The following is a 20,077-nucleotide window of genomic DNA, read 5'->3' on the forward strand; positions in this document are numbered from 1 at the left end:
GCAGCGGGTGCCTAAGCGGCGGCGTCCGCGCGCGGCACGGCAACCGACAGGCGCTGCAGCGCCGCCTGCACTTCCTCCGGCTCGAACGACGCGAGCACGTCGGCCGTCGGCTTCTCGAGCGCCTTCAGGTGCGCGCGCAGGATTTCCTGCTTCACGACGAGCAACTGGCTCGGGTGCATCGAGAACTCGGTGAGCCCCATCCCGAGCAACAGGCGCGTGAGCGCCGGATCGCCCGCCATCTCCCCGCACACCGACACCGGCACGCCCACGCGCTTCGCCTCGCGCAGCGTGTACGAGATCAGATGCAGCACGGCCGGATGCAACGGGTCGTACAGGTGCGCGACCGCGTTGTCCGCGCGGTCGATCGCGAGCGTGTACTGGATCAGGTCGTTGGTGCCGATCGACAGGAAATCGAACCGCTTCAGGAACAGCGGCAGTGCGATCGCCGCGGCCGGAATCTCGATCATCGCGCCGATGCGCACGTTTGGATCGTACGCGAGCCCCGCGTCGTCGAGCTGGCGCTTCGCCTCGCGGATCAGGTCGAGCGACTGGTCGATCTCCTGCGCGTGCGCGAGCATCGGAATCAGGATCTTCACCTGGCCGAACGCGGACGCGCGCAGGATCGCGCGCAACTGCGTGAGGAACATCTGCGGCTCGGACAGGCTCCAGCGGATCGCGCGCAGGCCGAGCGCGGGGTTCGGTGCGGTTTCGTACCCTTCATCGAGCGCCTCGAGCGGCTTGTCCGCGCCGACGTCGATCGTGCGGATCGTCACCGGCATGCCCTTCATCCACTCGACGGCCCGCTTGTATGCGGCGAACTGCTCCTCCTCCTCCGGCATCTCCTTCTGATGCATGAACAGGAACTCGGAGCGGAACAGGCCGACGCCGACCGCGCCGGCCTCGACCGCCGCCTTCGCGTCGTCGGGCAGTTCGATGTTCGCGTACAGGTCGATCTTGGTGCCGCACAACGTTTGCGTCGGCGAGAACTTCAGACGCTGCAGCTTGCGTTGCTCCAGCAACTTCTCGGACTGCCGGTACGAATATTCCTCGAGGACGATCGGCGCGGGATCGACGATCACGATGCCCTGGTCGCCGTCGACGATGATCAGGTCGTCCTGACGGATCAACGCGCTCGCGTGCTGCACGCCGACCGCGGCCGGAATGCCGAGGCTGCGCGCGACGATCGCCGTGTGCGACGTGCGCCCGCCGAGATCGGTGACGAACGCCTGGAACGACTGCGACTTGAACTGCATCATGTCGGCCGGCGCGATGTCGTGCGCGACGACGATCATCTCGTTCGTGCCGTTCGCGGCCGCGCGATCGAGCGCCTGCGACGCGGACGGCGCGCCGGCGAGGGCCTTCAGCACGCGCTCGACCACCTGCTCGATGTCGGCCTTGCGCTCGCGCAGGTATTCGTCCTCGATGTCGTCGAAGTGGCGCGTCAGCAGCTCGAGTTGCTCGGTCAGCGCCCATTCGACGTTGTAGCGGCGCGCGCGGATCAGATCGATGGTTTCCTGCACGAGCATCGCGTCGCTGAGGATCATCGTGTGTACGTCGATGAACGCGGCCACTTCGCTCGGGGTGTCGTCGGTCAGGTCGGCACGCAACGCGGCGAGCTCGTGATGCACGACGTCGAGCGCCGTGCGGAAACGCTCGACCTCGGCGTCGATCTGGTTCGCCTCGATCAGGTAATGGGCGACGTCGAGCGCCGCCGGCGCGATCAGATACGCTCGCCCGATCGCGATACCACGTGAGACGGGAATGCCATGCAGCGTGAAGGACACGCGTACCTCCTCTGTACAAGTAAAGCCGCGGCACACTGCTGCGATGCGCTTATGACCCCGGTTAGTGATTATAAATTCCGCGACTCACTGCTGACTGCATGCACCGCAGCATTGCGCATTCCGCATCAATGCTTCCGACGAAAAAAATGCCGCGAAATCCGCGGCATTCTGACTGGAAACGGCAACGATCCCGCGCGACGATCACTGGCCTTCGCCGAACTTGTCGGCGATCAGCTTCAGCAGCGCGTCCATCGCTTCCCGCTCGTCGGACCCTTCCGTCTCGATCGTCACGGTACTGCCGATGCCCGCCGCCAGCATCATCACGCCCATGATGCTCTTCGCATTGATCTTGCGCCCGTTGCGTGTCATCCAGACTTCCGACTGGAAGTTGCCGGCCAGTTGCGTAAGCTTGGCCGATGCGCGCGCATGGAGCCCCAATTTATTGACGATGGTGGTTTCTTGTTGAAGCATGATTCTCGGTCGGGTCGGTCTAAAACTGAAAACGGATGATCAGTGCGATTCGGTGCGCGGCTGCGGTTCGGGCGGAATCGGCGCGCATTGGCCGCAGCCGGCTTCCGTCGGCGGCGGCGGCGTGCCGGTCGCCACTTCGTGGACGCCCTTCGCGCCGCCGGACAGCGCCTTGTCGACGAGCTTGTCGAGCGGCACGGTGCGGTAGCAGACGGCCCGCACGAGCATCGGCAGGTTCACGCCCGCGAGCACGCGCACGTTGTCGATTTTCGCGAGCTGGCCCGCGATGTTCGCGGGCGTCGCACCGTACATGTCGGTCAGCACGACCACGCCGTTCTCTTCCTTGAGCCGCGCGAGCTCCGCGTGCGCGAATGCCATGACCTGGGTCGGATCGCTGTCCGCCATCACGTCGATACAGCCGATGCGCGCGGGCACGCCGCCGTAGATGTGCGCGATGCAGTCCCGCAGCGCGGTGGCGAGCGGGGCATGCGCGATGATCAGGATCCCGGCCATGTCAGATCGCTCCCGGCCGCCCCTGGCGGGCCGACACCCCGCGGCGGGGCAATGAGCGTAGCGAGTGTGGGAAACGTTTCATGTTCAGCCTTGCGACAGTTGCGGCCCGACCGCCGGGCCTTCGGTGCGCCGATCTCGGCACCTGGCAAGCGGGCATTGTAGCAGGCCGGTCAAGCTGCTCCGGCGACGGGGGACCTGCGCGGCCGCCGCCGGGGTTGCGCGGGAAGCAGCCTACGCGGCCGCACGCTCCAGCGCGTCGATGAACATCGCGGCGACGTCGAAGCCCGTCTGCTCCATGATCTCGCGGAAGCACGTCGGACTCGTGACGTTCACCTCGGTCAGCCAGTCGCCGATCGCATCGAGGCCGACCAGCAGCAGCCCGCGCGCCGCGAGCACGGGCCCGAGCGTCCGGGCGATCTCGCGATCGCGCTCGGTCAGCGGCTGCGCGACACCCAGCCCGCCCGCGGCGAGATTGCCGCGCACCTCGCTGCCCTGCGGAATCCGCGCGAGCGAATACGGCACGGGCTCGCCGCCGATCAGCAGGATGCGCTTGTCGCCGGCCTTGATCTCGGGAATGAACTTCTGCGCCATCACCGAACGCGTGCCGTCGTGGCTCAGCATCTCGACGATCGAGCCGAGGTTCATGCCGTCCGGCTTCACGCGGAACACGCCCATCCCGCCCATGCCGTCGAGCGGCTTCAGGATCACGTCGCCGTGCTCGGCGTGGAATGCGCGCAGCCGTTTCGCGTCGCGCGTGACGAGCGTCGGCGCGACGAACTGCGGAAACTCGCCGATCGCGAGCTTCTCCGAATGATCGCGGATCGACTGCGCCTTGTTGAACACGCGTGCGCCGGCGCGCTCGGCCAGCTCGAGCAGCCACGTCGACGTCACGTATTCCATGTCGAACGGCGGATCCTTGCGCATCAGCACCGCGCCGAACGATTCGAGGCGGCGTGCGTCGACCGGGCCCGCGTCGAACCAGGTCTCGCGATGCAGGTCGTCCAGTTCGCCGACGAACGTGATGCGCCGCACGTCGGCTTCGACGGCCGACCCCGTCCACGCGAGGTGGCCCGGTTCGCACGCGTACACCGCATGCCCGCGCCGCGCGGCCTCGGCCATCATCGCGTAGGTCGAATCCTTGTAGATCTTGAAGCGCTCGAGCGGGTCGGCGATAAAGAGAATGTCCATGCGGGTCCTGTACGTAGCGAAGGTCCGTTACACCTGGATGGCTTCGGGATCGGTCTTTTCCAGTTCGATCGACGACGCGATCAGCGACAGCCGCGCGACGACGCCGTACATGTAGAAACGGTTCGGCGGCGCGGCACCCGGCTTGGCGCCGGCATCCGGCAGCGCGGTGTGCTCGAAGCCGAGCGGCACGTAGTGCATGCCGGGCGCGTTCAGGTTCTGGTCGCGCTCGCGGCCGCCGTGCGTACGGTAGAAGCCGCCGACCACGTAGCGGTCGATCATGTACACGACGGGCTCCGCGACTTCGTCGCCGACGCGCTCGAACGTATAGACGCCTTCCTGCACGATCACGTCGCGCACCGTCAGGCCGGCCTTCGTCTCGGCCATCTGCGCGCGCTCGGCCTTCGACATGCGGCCGATCTCGGCCGCGTCGTGCACGGTCATCACGCCGCGCCCCGCGGTGCCCGCGTCGGCCTTCACGACGACGTACGGCTTCTCGCTGATCCCGTATTCGCGATACTTGCGCGCGATCTTCTTCAGCACGCCGTCGATCGCGTCGGCGAGCGCCTGCTCGCCTTCATGTGCCTGCCAGTCGACGCCCTCGACGTGCGCGAAATACGGATTCACCATCCAAGGATCGACGCCGACCATCTTCGCGAACTTCTTCGCGACGTCGTCGTAGCACGAGAAGTGCGTCGACTTGCGGCGCACGGCCCAGCCCGCGTGCAGCGGCGGCAGCAGGTACTGCTCGTGCAGGTTTTCCAGCACGGCCGGGATGCCGGCCGACAGGTCGTTGTTCAGCAGGATCGAGCATGGATCGAAATTCTTCAGGCCGAGGCGGCGCTGCGAACGCTCGAGCGGTTCGAGCACGATCTTCTGGCCGTCGGCCAGCGTGATCGGCGTCATGTCGGTGATGCTCGGGTCCAGCGAGCCGAAGCGCACGTTCAGTCCGGCCTGGCGCATGATCGTCGCGAGGCGCGCGACGTTTTCCAGGTAGAACGCGTTGCGGGTCGGCAGCTCGGGAATCACGAGCAGGTTCTTCGCATCCGGGCAGATCTTCTCGATCGCGGCCATCGCGGCCTGCACGGCGAGCGGCAGCACTTCGGACGGCAGATTGTTGAACGCGCCGGGAAACAGGTTCGCGTCGACGGGCGCCAGCTTGAAACCGGCGTTGCGCAGGTCCACCGAACAATAGAACGGCGGGGTGTGTTCCTGCCATTCGAGCCTGAACCAGCGTTCGATCGCAGGCGTCGCGTCGAGGATCTTCTGCTCGAGTTCGAGCAGCGGACCGTTCAACGCGGTAACGAGGTGGGGAACCATGAATCACTCGCGAGCGGGAGAATGAAGATTGTAGAGCAATTGCCCTGCCCATTTGGGGATTGTTCCCGGCTTCGCAAGGGTTTGGAGGAAGTTTTCGGCTATTGACCCGATAGCGCGCAGGGTTATGCGCTACGGCAGCCGATGACAGGAGAAAAAAAGCCCGCCGGGTGGGCGGGCCGAAGTCGCTGCGCTCATTCGTGGCGGGCGCCGTCGTCGCGGCGGCCCGCCGTGCATCCTTACGACTTATTCGACGTGCTCGCCGTGCAGGATCACGTCGAGGCCTTCGCGCTCTTCCTCTTCGGACACGCGCAGACCGATCGTCATGTCGATCAGCTTCAGCAGCACGAAGCTCAGCACGCCGCTGTAGACCAGCGTGATCAGCACGCCCTTCGCCTGCAGCAGCAGGCTGCCGTCGGCGCCGCCGATGTCCTTGACCGCGAACACGCCCGTCAGCAGCGCGCCGAGAATCCCGCCCACGCCGTGCACGCCGAACGCGTCGAGCGAATCGTCGTAGCCGAGCTTCGACTTGAGCCACGTCGCCGACCAGAAGCAGACCACGCCCGCCGCGATGCCGATCACCAGCGCACCGGTCACGCCGACGAAGCCGGCAGCCGGCGTGATCGCGACGAGACCCGCGACCGCGCCCGACACGATGCCGAGCACCGACGGCTTGCCCTTCGCGACCCACTCGGCAAACATCCAGCCCAGCGCCGCGCAGGCCGTCGCGACTTGCGTCGTCAGCATCGCGAAGCCGGCACGGCCGTCGGCCGCAACCGCCGAACCCGCGTTGAAGCCGAACCAGCCGACCCACAGCATCGAGCCGCCGATCATCGTCAGCACGAGGTTGTGCGGTGCCATCGATTCACGGCCGTAGCCGACCCGCTTGCCGAGCACGAGGCACGACATCAGGCCCGCGATACCCGCGTTGATGTGCACGACGGTGCCGCCCGCGAAGTCGAGCACGCCGTCCGACGACAGCCAGCCGGTCGGCTCCCACACCATGTGCGCGATCGGCACATAGACGATCAGCGACCAGAGCGTCATGAACACGAGCATCGCCGAGAACTTCATCCGGTCGGCGAACGCGCCGCAGATCAGTGCCGGCGTGATGATCGCGAACGTCATCTGGTAGACGAAGTAGACCGTCTCCGGAATCGTCGGCGCCAGGTGGCTGACGGTCAGCGTGGTCGCCTTGTCGCCGTGGATGTAGTTCATCCCGTGCAGGAACACGCGCGACAGGCCGCCGATGAAGCCGTTGCCCGGCGTGAACGCGAGGCTGTAGCCCACCACCGTCCACAGCACCGTGATCAGCGCGGTGATCGCGAAGCTCTGCATCACGGTCGCGAGCACGTTCTTCTTGCGGACCATGCCCGCGTAGAACAGCGCGAGGCCCGGGACCGTCATGAACAGCACGAGCGCGGTCGAGGTCAGCATCCACGCGGTGTCGCCCGCGCTGATCTTCGACGAATCGACCGAGAACGGCGCGGTCGGCGCGGCGGGTGCGGCCGGCGCGGACGCGGCAGCGGCGGCCGATGCGTCGGCGGCGCCCGAAGCGGGGGCTGCTGCCGCGGCGGCGGGTGCGGATGCGTCAGTGGCGGCCGGCGCGGACGCAGCCGGAGCGGCCGCAGCCGATGCGTCGGAAGCCGTTGCGGCGGGCGCGGACGCAGCCGCGGCGGACGCCGCGTCGTCCGCGAGCGCGGAACCGACGCCGGTCGCGATCAGCGAGCCGGCCATCAGCAGGGACATCAGAAGTTTGCGCATCTTGGGTTTCCTCTTGTCGCTTGTCTTGTCTGTTCTGTTACAGCGCGTCTGCGCCGGTCTCCCCGGTGCGAATCCGGATCACCTGTTCGATTTGCGTGACGAAGATCTTGCCGTCGCCGATCTTGCCGGTACGCGCGGCCCGCTCGATCGCCTCCACCGCCTGGTCGACGAGATCGTCGGACACAGCCGCCTCGATCTTCATCTTCGGCAGGAAATCGACCACATATTCGGCGCCGCGGTACAGCTCGGTATGCCCCTTCTGGCGCCCGAACCCTTTCACCTCCGTCACCGTGATGCCCGAGACACCAAGCGCCGACAGCGCTTCGCGTGTCTCATCGAGCTTGAACGGCTTGATGATTGCGGTAATGAGTTTCATGAAGTCCTCTCGCTGGGTTGTCCCGTCGAATTGGTTGGAATGTTGTAACGGACTCTTCTCAGCAACTCGCGTGCCATGTCTGTCCGAGCACCGTCTCGAACGGCTCATGAACGGGGACGCATCCCGCGATGTAAGGTGCGGAAACCCGGCCGAATGGCCAACGTGGCTCGGTTTGCTGGCGCGGCGAAAGGAACGTTGCTAGAGTGCACGCACGTCCCGGATCGCCGGGGCATTCACCCATGCGGGCGCCGTGCCCGGAATTCGCGCCCCGGGCGCACCATTTCCGGTCATGCGTGCATCATGGGCACGTACGCAACTGAAGATGCACAATTTTTGTGCAAGGAAGGGGAATCACATGAAGCAACCCAGCGACGTTTTCAACGATCTGCAGTCGCGTGTCAGCGATCTGCTGAAAAACTCGCCGGCCAAGGACGTCGAGCGCAACGTGAAGGCCATGCTGTCGCAAGGCTTCTCGAAACTCGATCTCGTCACGCGCGAGGAATTCGACACGCAGGCGCAGGTGCTCGCCCGTACCCGCGTGCGCCTCGAGGAACTCGAAAAGCGCGTCGCGGAACTCGAGCAGAAGCTCGCATCGCCGCAGGCCTGACGCCTCCACCCGGGCCGCAAGGTCCGGGCGCGGGCCGCCTCGCGCGGCCCGCGCCCGCCGCCCCGAAGCCTAAGCCGTTCCACCGTTTTTCGTAGTCCGTTGTTCTTCGCAGCACCCCCGCTCTTCGCAACATTCCCGCTCTTCGCAGTTCATCGCTCTTCGCAGTTCGTCGTTCCGCAGCGCCTCGTTCTTTCCCCGCGCCACGCCGGCAAGCGCGCACCGATTCCTCCGATTCCCGCGGCATGCGGCCCCGAACGGCCGTCGTCCGTCTGCTTACAGGAGCCTCGCCATGTCGCTCGCCGTGGTGCGCAGTCGCGCGCCCGCCTCCGGCCGCGCGCCGGATGTCACCGTCGAAGTCCATCTTGCCAACGGGCTGCCGTCGTTCTCCATCGTCGGCCTGCCCGATCTCGAAGTCCGTGAAAGCCGCGAGCGCGTGCGCGCCGCGCTGCAGAACTGCGGCTTCGAATTCCCCGTGCGCCGCATCACCGTCAACCTCGCGCCGGCCGATCTGCCGAAGGAGTCGGGCCGATTCGACCTGCCGATCGCGCTGGGCATCCTCGCCGCGAACGGCCAGATCCCGGCCGACGCGCTGGCCGGCCGCGAATTCGCGGGCGAGCTGTCGTTGACCGGCGCGCTGCGGCCGATGCGCGGCGCGTTCGCGATGGCGTGCGGCGCGGCGCGGGACTGGCGCGCGGGCGAAACCGGATCGGGCCTTGGATCGAGCCTTGGATCAGGCCCGGATTCCATCGCCCGGTCCGGCTCCGCGGCGACGTCGCGCCCGCCCGAGCTATACCTGCCGCTCGACAGCGCGGCCGAGGCGGCGCTCGTGCCGGGCGTCACGGTATATGGCGCGCGTGACCTGCCCGCGCTGTGCGCGCATCTCGCCGATGCGCCGGACGGACGGCTCGCGCCGGTCGCGGCACCGTGCCTCGACGGCCTGCCGGCGCCGGCCGCCCCCGATCTCGCGGACGTGGTCGGCCAGCGCGGCGCACGACGCGCGCTCGAAGTCGCTGCCGCGGGCGGCCATCACATGCTGATGGTCGGGCCGCCGGGAGCCGGCAAGTCGATGCTGGCCGCGCGGCTGGCCGGCCTCCTGCCGCCGCTGACCGACGACGAGGCGCTGGCGTCGGCCGCGCTCCTGTCTGCGAGCCGCATCGGCTTCTCGCCCGCGCAGTGGCGCCGGCGGCCGTTCCGCTCGCCGCATCACTCGTCGAGCGCCGCCGCGCTGGTCGGCGGTCGCAACCCGCCGCAGCCGGGCGAAATCACGCTTGCGCATCTCGGCGTGCTGTTTCTCGACGAATTGCCGGAATTCGACCGGCACGTGCTGGAAATGCTGCGCGAGCCGCTGGAAGCCGGCCGCATCACTATCTCGCGCGCGGCCCAGCAAGCCGACTTTCCGGCCGCTTGCCAGCTGATCGCCGCGATGAACCCGTGCCCGTGCGGCTGGCATGGCGATCCGTCCGGGCGCTGCCGCTGTACGCCGGACGTCGCCGCGCGCTACCTGCGCAAGCTGTCGGGGCCGCTCCTCGACCGCATCGACATCCAGATCGACCTGCCCGCGCTGTCGCCGGCCGAACTCGCGTCGCGCGCGTCGGCGCCCGGCGAACCGAGCGCCGCGGTGGCCGCGCGGGTCGCGCAGGCGCGCGCGCTGCAGCTCGGCCGGCAGGGCAAGACGAATCACATGCTGAGCGGCCGCGAGACCGACGACCTGTGCCGGCCGACCGACGAGGGCGAGCGGCTGCTGCGCGAGGCCGGCGAGCGCTTCGGCTGGTCGGCGCGCGCGTATTTCCGCGTGCTGAAGGTCGCGCGGACGATCGCCGACCTGGCCGGCGACCCGCTGCCGACGGCCGCGCAGATCGCCGAGGCGATCCGCTACCGACGCGCGCTCACGGGGCTCTGAACGCCCTCGGAGGACAAAAAACGGCTGTCAAGACTTGACTTATGCACAATTTCTCGAATCCGGCCCCGGATCGCACCTCGCCGGGGCCTTTGCCGGACGGAATCCGTATCTCGTTGTTTTGATTGATTTTTCTCAAACCGCGCGCGAGCGACCAAACGGGCCGGAAGGCCGTCCGGCGCGGCTCGGCGGGAATTCCGGCCGACTTTTCAACAAAGTTATCCACATGCGCTGTGGATAGCCGAAAAACCCTCGCAAAATCCGGCCATTAGCGTCGAAAGCTGCGAATGAACTTTCAGTTGTCGCACGGTGTCTGAGCGCCCTCGCCGACCGTCGTCAGTCGAGTTTGAACGAGCCGAAAAACTGGTCGAGCTGCTCCTGCGCGAGCGGCCCGTCAGCGATCACGACCGCCTGGTACGCGTGCCGGCCGCGCGCGGCGAGCCGCGCGACGATCGTCTTGCGCGCGCGATCGCCGCCGGCGGCCGCGCCCGCGATGCGCAGCTCGAGCCCGTTCACCGCGCCGCCGGCCGCGAGCGGCACGGGCACCGCAGCCGTCTGCGGCGCGCCTTCGAGGTTGCGGGACAGCCCGGCGCGCAGGAAGTCGAGCGCCGCGCGGCGCGTGTCGTCGCGGTCGTCGGGCAGCGTCAGCGTGCCGACCGCGAACACCGCGCCATCGACGTGCGCGGCCTGCATCCGCATCGGCATCGACGCGCCGCCGATCGCAACCGGCTGCTCCTCGACGGTCGGCTTCGCCGGCAGGTCAATCGTGTAGCCGGCATCGTTGTGCAGCGTGCGCCAGTCGTACGATGGCGAGCACGCGGCCAGCGCGACGCTCGCGCAGGCGAGCGCGGCGAAGTGTCGCAGAGGACGGAAAAGGGGGCGCAACGAATCGATGACTTCCTTCGGCATGGCGTGGATCGGGCAGGAAAAACGGGCATTATCCGCCGAACGTGAAAACCGGGATGTGCGGCGGCGGCCGGTGCGCGCGCCGCATTCGCGTTAAAATGAGCGTCGAATTTCGACGTCCTTTGCATTGATCCGCGTCATCGACCGACTCCGAGAGCACCGAAGATGAACACCACGCCTCCCGCCCGCCGCAGCACCGGCCCTGTCCGCTACATCGTCGCGGCCGCAGTCGTCGCGGCCATCGCCGTAGCCGGCTTCTTCGCGTTCAACGGCAAGTCCAGCGTGCCTGATGCGACGTTCACGCTGCTGTCGGGCCAGAAGGTCTCGACCGCCGGCGACCTGAAGGGCAAGGTCTATCTCGTGAACTTCTGGGCAACGAGCTGCGCGACCTGCATGCAGGAAATGCCGCAGATGGTCGATACCTATAACCGCTTCAAGGGTCAGGGGCTGGAATTCGTCGCGGTCGCGATGAACTACGATCCGCCGATGTACGTCGCGAACTACGCGCAGACGCGTCAGCTGCCGTTCAAGGTCGCGCTCGACGACGGCAGCGTCGCGAAGCAGTTCGGTAACGTGCAGCTCACGCCGACGACCTTCGTCGTCGACAAGAACGGCAAGATCCTGAAGCGCTACGTCGGCGCACCGCAGTTCGCGGAACTCGACGCGCTGCTCAAGAAGGCGCTCGACAGCAACGCGGCCTGAGCGCCGCCCGATCCGGATCGAAGGGCCGCGCGCCCTTCGCCGACCACGGACCGCACGACCGGCCAGCCCGGTTCCGCGGTCCGTTTGCTTTTCAGCGCTCGGTTTCGCCTTTCGCCGACAGCCCGTAGCGCTTCATCTTCTCGTAGAGCGTCGCCTTGCCGACATGCAGCCGGTCGGCCGTCGCGGCGACCGCCCCGCCCGTCTGGTTCAGCGCCTCGGCGATCACCGCGCGCTCGAACTGCTCGATGCGCTCCTTCAGCGTCTGCTCGTTGTCGGTTTCGTCGCCGCGGGCGCCCGTTTCCTGCGGCATGTCGGCCACGCCGAGCACGAAACGGTCGGCCGCGTTGCGCAGCTCGCGCACGTTGCCGGGCCAGTCGCGCTGCATCAGGCTCGCGCGCTGCCGGTCGGTCAGCACAGGCGCCGGCCGCCCGTAGCGCACGGCCGCATCGAGCATGAAGTGCTCGAACAGCGGCACGATGTCCTCGCGGCGCTCGGCGAGCGGCGGCAGCGCGATCGTCACGACGTTGAGCCGGTACAGCAGGTCGCGCCGGAACGTGCCGGCCGCGACGAGTTCGCTCATGTCGCCCTTCGCGGCCGCGACGACGCGGCAGTTCACGCGGATCGGCTGGTTCGAGCCGAGCCGCTCCAGCACGCCGTCCTGCAGCACGCGCAGCAGCTTCACCTGCAGCGCGAGCGGCATGCTTTCGATTTCGTCGAGGAACAGCGTGCCGCCGGACGCATATTCGAGCTTGCCGACACGCCGCTTCGCGGCGCCGGTGAACGCGCCGGGTTCGTAGCCGAACATCTCGGACTCGAACATCGGCTCGGGCAGCGCGCCGCAGTTCACCGCGATGAACGGCTTGTCGCGGCGCGGCGACAGCTCGTGCAGGCTGCGCGCGATCAACTCCTTGCCGGCGCCCGTATCGCCGTTGATCAGCACCGACGCATCGGTGGGCGCGACGTTCGCGATCAGCTTGCGCACCTGCTCGATCGCGGGGCTGCGGCCGATGATGCGCGGTGCGACGACGTCCTTCCCGGCCAGCTCGCGCCGCAGCGCATGGTTCTCGAGCACGAGCTCGCGCCGCTCGAGCGCGCGGCGCACCGTCTCGATCAGACGCTCGGCCGCGAACGGCTTTTCGATGAAATCGTAGGCGCCGTCGCGCATCGCCTGCACGGCCATCGAGATGTCGCCGTGCCCGGTGACGAGGATCACGGGCACGTCGGGCACGCGCTCGCGGCACTGCGCGAGCACGTCGAGGCCGCTGGCGCCGGGCAGCCGGATGTCGCTGACGATCGCGCCGGCGGTGTCCGCGACGATCGCCTTTTCGGCCGCTTCGGCCGACTCGAAGCCGGCGACGTCGAAGCCCGCCAGCTGAAGGCTCTGCACGCTCGCCCGGCGAACGAGCGCATCGTCTTCGATATAGATCACTTGCAGCCGGTTGGCCATCGTACTCACTTGCTCCTGACGGGCCGCGCGGCGCAGTCGCGCGCGCGGCGGCGTTGATGCCGGTCGTTCGCCGACCGGGTCTGCGGCTGACGTGTGCTCAATGCGAGCCCGCCGGCTCGGACACGGAGTCCGGATGATGCGTGCGTGCGCGCCGCAGCGTCAAGACGAACTGCGCACCGCCCGACGGCGCGTTGCGCGCGGTCAGTGCGCCGCCCGCGTCGCTCGCGATCGACGACGAGATCGCGAGACCGAGGCCGAGCCCGCGCCCCATTTCCTTGGTCGTAAAGAATGGCTCGAACAGGCGCGGCAGCAGGTCGGGCGCGATGCCGGACCCGTTGTCGCGCACCTCGATCGCGAGCGTCGCGGCCGACACCGCGATCGTCACCTCGATGGCAGGCGCCGCGACGCCCGCGACCGCGTCGAGCGCGTTGCCGAGCAGGTTGATCAGCACCTGTTCGAGCCGCAGATCCTCGCAACGCGCGACGAGTTCGGGATAGTCGCAAGCCAGATCGAGCGGCGCGTCGTGCGCGGGCGACACGATCGCGTCCTGCAGCGTCAGCGTGAGCGCGACGCCGCGCAGGCGATCGCCGAGCAGCGACAGCACGCTGCGCAGCGCACGCACGACGAGCGCCCGTTCGTTGCGCGGCTTCGCGCGGCCGACGAACAGCTTCAGCTGGTTCGTGATCTTGCCCATCCGCTCGGTGAGCGCGGCGATCGCCTCGAGGTTCTCGCGTGCGGCCGCCTGCTCGCCGCGATCGAGCAGCACGCGCGTGTTGTCCGAGAAGCTGCGCAGCGCCGCGAGCGGCTGGTTCAGTTCGTGCGTGATGCCGGCCGCCATCTGGCCGAGCGCGGCGAGCTTGCTCGCCTGGATCAGTTCGTCGTGTGCGGCGCGCAGCTCCTGCTCCGCGCGAATCCGGTCGCCGACCTCCTTCTGCAATTGCTCGTTCGCTTCCGACAGGTCGACCGTGCGCTCCTCGACGCGCCGGTTCAGCTCCGCATAGGCCTGTTGCAGCAGCGCACGGCCGCGGATCATTTCGCGCACGCGCGCGCGGCGCATCCGCCAGTAGAACGCGAACAGCGCGACCGACACGAAGCCGAAGCCCGTGACGATCGTCGCGTTGCGCGCATCGGCGTCGACGGGCGCGATCGGCGCGAGCGTGACGAGCAGCCAGTCGGGCTCGCCGATCCGGCGCTTGCTGGCCAGGAAGCGCGGCGCGCGCAGGCCCGCGCCAAGCCGCACGATCTCCGCATCGGCGCCGAGCGTCTGCTCGATGCGCAGCGGCAGCGGCGTGACCGGTTGCTGCGCGTACTGGCGGGTCTCGTAGATCGACGCGGCGACGGGCCCCGTCAACGGGCGCAGCGTGTGGTACTTCCACGCGGGCACCGACGACAGGAACACGACGCCGTGATCGTCCGCGACGACGAGCGGCTCGGACGCGTCGGCGCCCTGGAACCATTCGAGGTTGAGCTTCACGACGACGACGCCCGCGATCTTGCCGTCGCGCCACACGGGCTGCGAGATGTAGTAGCCGGGATCGCGCGAGATCGTGCCGATCCCGAAGAAGCGGCCGACCTGGCCGTGCATCGCGTCGAGGAAATACGGGCGGAAGCGGTATTCGATCCCGACGAAGCTGTCGGGCGCGCGCCAGTTGCTGGCGGCGACGCACAGGCCGTCCGCGCCGATCACGTAGGTGACGGTCGCGTGCGCGTGTTCGTTGAGATCTTCGAGATAGCGGTTGACGCGCGCGCTGTAGTCGGCGCGCTTCGGCTCGGCGAGCAGGTCCTGCACGTACGGATGACTGCCGAGCAGATAAGGCAGCGACTCGTAGCGGTCGAGCGTGCTCTTGAGCGCGCTGGTGGTGCGGTCGACGCGCACGGCAGCATTGCGCTGCAGCTCGGCGACGCCGCGCCGCCAGGTGATGGTCCACGTCAGCGTGCATGCCGCGGCCAGCGCGGCGGCAAGCACGACGAGGATGAGCAGGCGGCGCGTCACGGTCGAGGCTTCCTGGCGATGCGGATCGCCTATTGTGTCATAGGCCTCCGGATTGCCGCCGCGCGCCGCGCCGCCGGCGGGCGGTGCCGCCGCCGCCTGCTCCTTCATGATGTCAGACGCCGGCAGTCTCGGTCGCCGCGACTTCGCCGCCGCCCTTCAGCGCCTGGCGCAGCTTGTTGCGGTCGAGCTCCTTCTCCCATGCGGACACGACGACCGTCGCGACGCCGTTGCCGACGATGTTGGTCAACGCGCGGCATTCGCTCATGAAGCGGTCGATACCGAGGATCAGCACCATGCCCGACAGCGGGATCGTCGGCACCACGGCCAGCGTCGCGGCGAGCGTGATGAAGCCCGCGCCCGTGACGCCGCTCGCGCCCTTCGACGTCAGCATCGCGACCGCCAGCAGCGTGAGCTGCTGCATCCACGTCAGTTCGATGTTGGTCGCCTGCGCGATGAACAGCACGGCCATCGTCATGTAGATGTTGGTGCCGTCGAGGTTGAACGAATAACCGGTCGGCACGACGAGGCCCACGACCGAACGCGAGCAGCCGGCCTTCTCGAGCTTTTCCATCAGCTGCGGCAGCGCGGCTTCCGACGAGCTCGTGCCGAGCACGATCAGCAGCTCTTCCTTGATGTAGGACACGAAGCGGATGATCGAGAAGCCCGTGAAGCGCGCGATCGTGCCGAGCACGACGAGCACGAACACGACCGACGTCAGGTAGAACGTGCCGATCAGCTTGAGCAGCGGCACCAGCGAGCCGACGCCGTACTTGCCGATCGTGAACGCCATCGCGCCGAACGCGCCGATCGGTGCCAGCTTCGTGACGATGTGCACGATGCCGAACAGCACGCGGGTGAGCCCATCGATGAAGTCGGTGACGACCTTGCCGCGCTCGCCGAGGTGCGCGAGCACGCTGCCGAACAGCAGCGCGATCAGCAGGATCTGCAGGATTTCACCCTGCGCGAACGCATCGACCATCGTGTTCGGGATGATGTGCATCAGGAAGTCGACCGTCGACTGCCCGTGCGCCTTCGCCGCGTACGACGCGACGGCCTTGCCGTCGAGCGTCGCCGGATCGATGTTGAAACCGACGCCCGGACGCAGGATGTGCGTGGCCGCGAGGCCGAGCAGCAGCGCGAAGGTCGACACGATCTCGAAGTACAGCAGCGCCTTGCCGCCGACGCGGCCGACCTTCTTCATGTCCTCCATGCCGGCGATGCCGGTGACGACCGTACAGAAGATGATCGGACCGATCACCATCTTGATCAGCTTGATGAACCCGTCGCCGAGCGGCTTCATGTCGGTGGCAATCGACGGGTAGTAGTGGCCGAGGATCACGCCGACGATGATGGCGAAGATCACCTGCACGTAGAGGACTTTGTAGAAGGGTTTCTTCTTCACGATGGTTCCTGCTGAAGTAGATGAGCCGATGGAAACGGCGTCACGCGCGCGGGCGAATGTCAGGGGAAAAGCATTCGCCCGCGCGGCTGCCGTGCCGCAACAAGCGATGCCTCAAGACATCCGGAGGGGGAGGAAGGCAGTGGTCATCGATTGTCTCCTGTCGACCCGAGTTAGCGCTTCAGCGCTTACTCGGGTCCCATGCAACGCTTGGTTTAATAGTCAGGCCGGGGGGGCGGCCATGCGTTTTATATTGCAAGGTCGATGCCAGGTTCCCGGAACCCCTCAAGCCGTTGTTTTCATTGTATTTCTCATAATGCGGCAGGCAAGGAAATCCGGGATTCCGGATTTCCGGAAAATATCCGTCCGGCGATCCGGACGGATGCGCGCATTCATCCGACGAATCAGTGCTGCACGGCCTTGCCGGCCAGCAGGCCCGTCTGCGCGTAGAACTCTTGCTGCGCGAACGCGGCGCGCTCGCGGCGCGCGCGCTCGCCGCGATCCGCGAGCGAGCCGACGACGATCCCGATGAACGCGAGCGGCACCGACACGAGCGCCGGGTTGTCGAGGAACACCGGCGCGTGCGCGTGGTGCAGCACGTCGACCCACACCGACTTCGACAGCACCGTGAGCGCCACCGCCGACACGAGGCCGAGGCTGCCGCCGAGCACCGCGCCGCGTGTCGTCATCCCGCGCCAGAAGATCGACATCGCGAGCACCGGGAAATTCGCGCTCGCGGCCACCGCCGCGACGAGCCCGACCATGAACGCGACGTTCACGTGCTCGAACAGGATCGACAGCCCGATCGCGACGGCCGACAGCACGATCGTCGCCGCACGCGAGATGCGCATTTCAAGGCGCTCGTCCGGCTTGCCGCGCGCCCACATCTGTGCGTACAGGTCGTGCGAGATCGTTGTCGCGCCGGCGAGCGTCAGGCCCGCGACCACCGCGAGGATCGTCGCGAACGTGACGGCCGCGATGAAGCCGTAGAACCAGTTCCCGCCGACCGCCTGCGCCAGCTTCACCGCGACCATGTTCGAGCCGCCGAGCAGGTCGTGGGTCAGGTTGAACGTGCCGTTCGCGGCGAGCCGGAAAAATTCCGGATGCTGCGCGAGCAGCACGATCGCCGAGAAGCCGATCACGAAGGTCAGCAGGTAGAAGTAGCCGATGAAGCCGGTCGCATAGAGCACCGACTTGCGCGCCTCCTTCGCGTTCGGCACCGTGAAGAAGCGCATCAGGATGTGCGGGAAGCCGGCCGTGCCGAACATCAGCGCGATCCCGAGCGACAGTGCGTTGGCCGGATCGCGGATCAGCTTGCCGGGCCCCATGATGCCGAGCGCGCCCGGGTGCACGGCCACCGCGCGGCGGAACATCTCGTCGACGCTGAAGCCGAATTCGCCGAGCGCGAGCAACGCGAGCAGCGTCGCCCCGCACAGCAGCAGCACGGCCTTGATCACCTGCACCCAGGTCGTCGCGGTCATCCCGCCGAAAAACACGTAGACCACCATCAGCACGCCGACGATCAGCTCGGCCGTGCCGTACGACAGCCCGAACAGCAGCTGGATCAACTTGCCCGCGCCGACCATCTGCACGACGAGGTACAGCACGACGATCGTCAGCGCGTTCGCGGAAGTCATCAGCCGGATCGGCCGTTGCGCGAAGCGGTACGCGACGACGTCGACGAACGTGAACTTGCCGAGGTTGCGCAGCGGCTCGGCGATCAGGAACATCACGAACGGCCAGCCGACCAGGAAGCCGATCGAATAGATGAGCCCGTCGAAGCCGAACATGAACACCATCCCGGACAGCCCGAGGAACGACGCGGCCGACATGTAGTCGCCCGCGATCGCGAGGCCGTTCTGCAGCCCGGTGATGCCGCCGCCGGCCGTGTAGAAGTCGCGCGTCGAGCGGGTGCGACGCGCGGCCCAGCGTGTGAGCGCGAGGGTCGCGAACACGAACGCGAAGAACATCCCGATCGCGACCGGGTTCAGTTCGACCTTGTCGGGCATCGGGCCCGCGACGGATACCGCATGGGCGGCAGAGGAAACGAGAGCGGCAAGCGCGCCGAGCGCGATCGATGTGCGTCGCATGTCGGCCTCCATCACGAGCGCTGGAGAATCGCGTCGACCCGGCGGTCGAACACGCGGTTCGCGCGCAGCACGTAGCACGCGGTCAGGCCGATCGCGACCAGGATGATCGCGACGCCCGCGGCGATCCCGACCGTCGTCGTCGCGCCGCGGTACAGCGGCGTCGCGAGCACGTGCGGCGCAAGCGCGACGAACAGGATGAAGCCGTAGTAAGTGGCGATCATCAGCGCCGTCAGCACGAAGCTGAAGCGGCGCCGCGCACGCACGAGCTGCTGGTAGTCGCGGCGCGCCGTGACCGATTCGATGACGGAAAGCTCCATGGTGTCTCCAATGTCTTCTCGTCATGTCGCGAGAAGTGTCTTGTGGATGGCCGGCGCGTGATCCGATCCGCCCGCGCCGCGGCGGCAAATAAACGCGTTACACGATGCGATCCGCACGCAGCCGCGCGACTTCATCAGCCGACATCCCGAGCCAGCCGCCGAGCACCGCCTCCGTATCCGCGCCCAGCACCGGTGGCGCGCCGCGCACCGGCAGCCGTGCGCCGTCGAAGCGGTACGGCGGTGCCAGCAAGTCGACCTCGCCCGCGACCGGATGCGGCTGCCGCGTGACGAGCCCGGCGCGGGTCGCGCGCTCGGACGTCAGCGCTTCGTGCAAGCCGAGCACTTCGCCGCACGGAATGCCTGCGTCGGCGAGCGCCGTGAGCAGCGTCGCGCGCGACCGGCGCGCCAGTTCGCGGCGAATCTCGGGCAGCAGGTCCGCGCGGTTTTCCGAGCGGCCGAGGTTGGTCTTGTAACGCGCGTCGGCCGCGAGGTCGGGCCGCTCGATCGCATCGCAGAAGCGCGCGAACTGCGTGTTGTTGCCGACCGTGATCACGAGCGGGCCGTCGGCCGCGTCGAACACGCCGTACGGCACGATCGACGGATGCGCGTTGCCGTAGCGCGGCGGGTCCTCACCCATCAGCAGCGCATCGAGCCCGTAGTACGCGGTGATCATCAGCCCGCAGTCGAACAGCGCCATCTCGATGCGCCGCCCGCGCCCGGTCGCATGGCGCTCGTACAGAGCGGCGAGGATCGCCTGCGCCGAATACATGCCGGTGAACAGGTCGACCGCCGCGACGCCGAACTTCAGCGGCGGCTGGCCGGCCTCGCCGTTCAGCGCCATCAGCCCGGCCTCGCCCTGCACGACGAGGTCGTAGCCGGGCCGCGCGGCCTCGGCGCCCGAACGGTCGTAGCCCGAGATCGCGCAGTGCACGAGGCGCGGATTCAGCTCGGCCAGCGCGTCGTAGCCGAGGCCGAGCTTTTCCGCGCCGCCGAACTTGAAGTTGTGGATCACCACGTCGGCCTGCACGGCCAGTTCGCGCGCGACGCGCTGCCCGGCTTCCGTCTGCAGGTCGACGCAGATCGACCGCTTGCTGCGGTTCACGCTGTTGAAATACGTGGTCTCGGTGTCGCCGATCCGCAGCCCCCAGTCGCGCGTATCGTCGCCGCGCGCCGGATGCTCGACCTTGATCACTTCCGCGCCGAAATCGGCGAGCACCATCGCGCACCACGGGCCCGCGAGCACGCGCGAGAAATCGAGCACCTTCACGCCGGCCAGCGGCAACGCGCGCGGTTCGTTCGTCATCCTTGTCTC

Annotated in this window: 17 protein-coding genes; 3 read left to right on the plus strand and 14 right to left on the minus strand. The window is 67.7% G+C overall.

Annotation, left to right across the window (positions count from 1 at the left end; all coding sequences use genetic code 11):
• Positions 1–11: 11 nt before the first annotated feature.
• From ptsP to VL15_RS17265, 7 genes are all read right to left on the minus strand, one after another.
• Positions 12–1,784 carry a phosphoenolpyruvate--protein phosphotransferase gene (gene ptsP / locus VL15_RS17235; protein ID WP_048247074.1) on the minus strand — a complete coding sequence of 591 codons (1,773 nt, stop codon included), beginning with the start codon at positions 1,782–1,784 and terminating at the stop codon, positions 12–14.
• 201 nt (positions 1,785–1,985) lie between these two features.
• On the minus strand, positions 1,986–2,255 hold the full coding sequence (locus VL15_RS17240) for an HPr family phosphocarrier protein (RefSeq protein WP_031401331.1): 270 nt from the start codon (positions 2,253–2,255) through the stop codon (positions 1,986–1,988).
• A 39-nt stretch (positions 2,256–2,294) separates the two neighbouring features.
• Positions 2,295–2,765, minus strand: a complete 471-nt coding sequence (locus VL15_RS17245) for a PTS sugar transporter subunit IIA (protein WP_048247076.1) — start codon at positions 2,763–2,765, stop codon at positions 2,295–2,297.
• Between the two features lie 231 nt (positions 2,766–2,996).
• On the minus strand, positions 2,997–3,953 hold the full coding sequence (gene gshB / locus VL15_RS17250) for a glutathione synthase (RefSeq protein WP_048247077.1): 957 nt from the start codon (positions 3,951–3,953) through the stop codon (positions 2,997–2,999).
• Between the two features lie 27 nt (positions 3,954–3,980).
• On the minus strand, positions 3,981–5,270 hold the full coding sequence (gshA, locus tag VL15_RS17255) for a glutamate--cysteine ligase (protein ID WP_048247079.1): 1,290 nt from the start codon (positions 5,268–5,270) through the stop codon (positions 3,981–3,983).
• Between the two features lie 243 nt (positions 5,271–5,513).
• Entirely contained in the window at positions 5,514–7,031 is a 1,518-nt protein-coding gene (locus VL15_RS17260; RefSeq protein ID WP_048247081.1) for an ammonium transporter, read from the minus strand.
• 37 nt (positions 7,032–7,068) lie between these two features.
• Complete coding sequence (locus VL15_RS17265) at positions 7,069–7,407, minus strand: P-II family nitrogen regulator (protein ID WP_038711752.1); 339 nt, start codon at positions 7,405–7,407, stop codon at positions 7,069–7,071.
• A gap of 355 nt (positions 7,408–7,762) precedes the next feature.
• Between VL15_RS17265 and VL15_RS17270 the strand changes: the two genes are divergently transcribed.
• The gene (locus VL15_RS17270) at positions 7,763–8,014 is read left to right on the plus strand and encodes an accessory factor UbiK family protein (RefSeq protein ID WP_048247083.1); all 252 of its coding nucleotides are present in this window, start codon (positions 7,763–7,765) and stop codon (positions 8,012–8,014) included.
• 289 nt (positions 8,015–8,303) lie between these two features.
• Positions 8,304–9,914 carry a YifB family Mg chelatase-like AAA ATPase gene (locus VL15_RS17275; RefSeq protein WP_048247086.1) on the plus strand — a complete coding sequence of 537 codons (1,611 nt, stop codon included), beginning with the start codon at positions 8,304–8,306 and terminating at the stop codon, positions 9,912–9,914.
• Between the two features lie 333 nt (positions 9,915–10,247).
• Here VL15_RS17275 and VL15_RS17280 read toward each other — a convergent pair whose 3' ends face one another.
• Positions 10,248–10,820, minus strand: coding sequence for a hypothetical protein (locus tag VL15_RS17280; RefSeq protein WP_048247088.1), 573 nt, complete (start codon positions 10,818–10,820; stop codon positions 10,248–10,250).
• A 162-nt stretch (positions 10,821–10,982) separates the two neighbouring features.
• Between VL15_RS17280 and VL15_RS17285 the strand changes: the two genes are divergently transcribed.
• Entirely contained in the window at positions 10,983–11,519 is a 537-nt protein-coding gene (locus tag VL15_RS17285) for a TlpA disulfide reductase family protein (RefSeq protein ID WP_048247089.1), read from the plus strand.
• Positions 11,520–11,610: 91 nt separating this feature from the next.
• On the opposite strand, the gene VL15_RS17290 is transcribed toward VL15_RS17285, so the two are convergent.
• The 6 genes from VL15_RS17290 to VL15_RS17315 form a co-directional block, all read right to left on the minus strand.
• Positions 11,611–12,966: a sigma-54-dependent transcriptional regulator gene (locus VL15_RS17290; RefSeq protein WP_048247091.1), complete on the minus strand. Its 1,356-nt coding sequence runs from the start codon at positions 12,964–12,966 to the stop codon at positions 11,611–11,613.
• Positions 12,967–13,063: 97 nt separating this feature from the next.
• Complete coding sequence (locus VL15_RS17295; RefSeq protein ID WP_048247092.1) at positions 13,064–15,067, minus strand: sensor histidine kinase; 2,004 nt, start codon at positions 15,065–15,067, stop codon at positions 13,064–13,066.
• Positions 15,068–15,071: 4 nt separating this feature from the next.
• On the minus strand, positions 15,072–16,361 hold the full coding sequence (locus VL15_RS17300; protein WP_048247097.1) for a dicarboxylate/amino acid:cation symporter: 1,290 nt from the start codon (positions 16,359–16,361) through the stop codon (positions 15,072–15,074).
• Positions 16,362–16,762: 401 nt separating this feature from the next.
• On the minus strand, positions 16,763–18,448 hold the full coding sequence (locus VL15_RS17305; protein WP_048247101.1) for a cation acetate symporter: 1,686 nt from the start codon (positions 18,446–18,448) through the stop codon (positions 16,763–16,765).
• Between the two features lie 11 nt (positions 18,449–18,459).
• Positions 18,460–18,765 (minus strand): DUF485 domain-containing protein, encoded by a 306-nt coding sequence (locus tag VL15_RS17310; protein WP_048247102.1) that lies wholly within the window; start codon positions 18,763–18,765, stop codon positions 18,460–18,462.
• A 97-nt stretch (positions 18,766–18,862) separates the two neighbouring features.
• Positions 18,863–20,068 (minus strand): CaiB/BaiF CoA transferase family protein, encoded by a 1,206-nt coding sequence (locus tag VL15_RS17315; protein ID WP_048247103.1) that lies wholly within the window; start codon positions 20,066–20,068, stop codon positions 18,863–18,865.
• Between the last annotated feature and the right edge of the window lie 9 nt (positions 20,069–20,077).

The sequence above is a fragment of the Burkholderia cepacia genome, from assembly GCF_001039005.1.
Classification (GTDB): domain Bacteria; phylum Pseudomonadota; class Gammaproteobacteria; order Burkholderiales; family Burkholderiaceae; genus Burkholderia; species Burkholderia theae.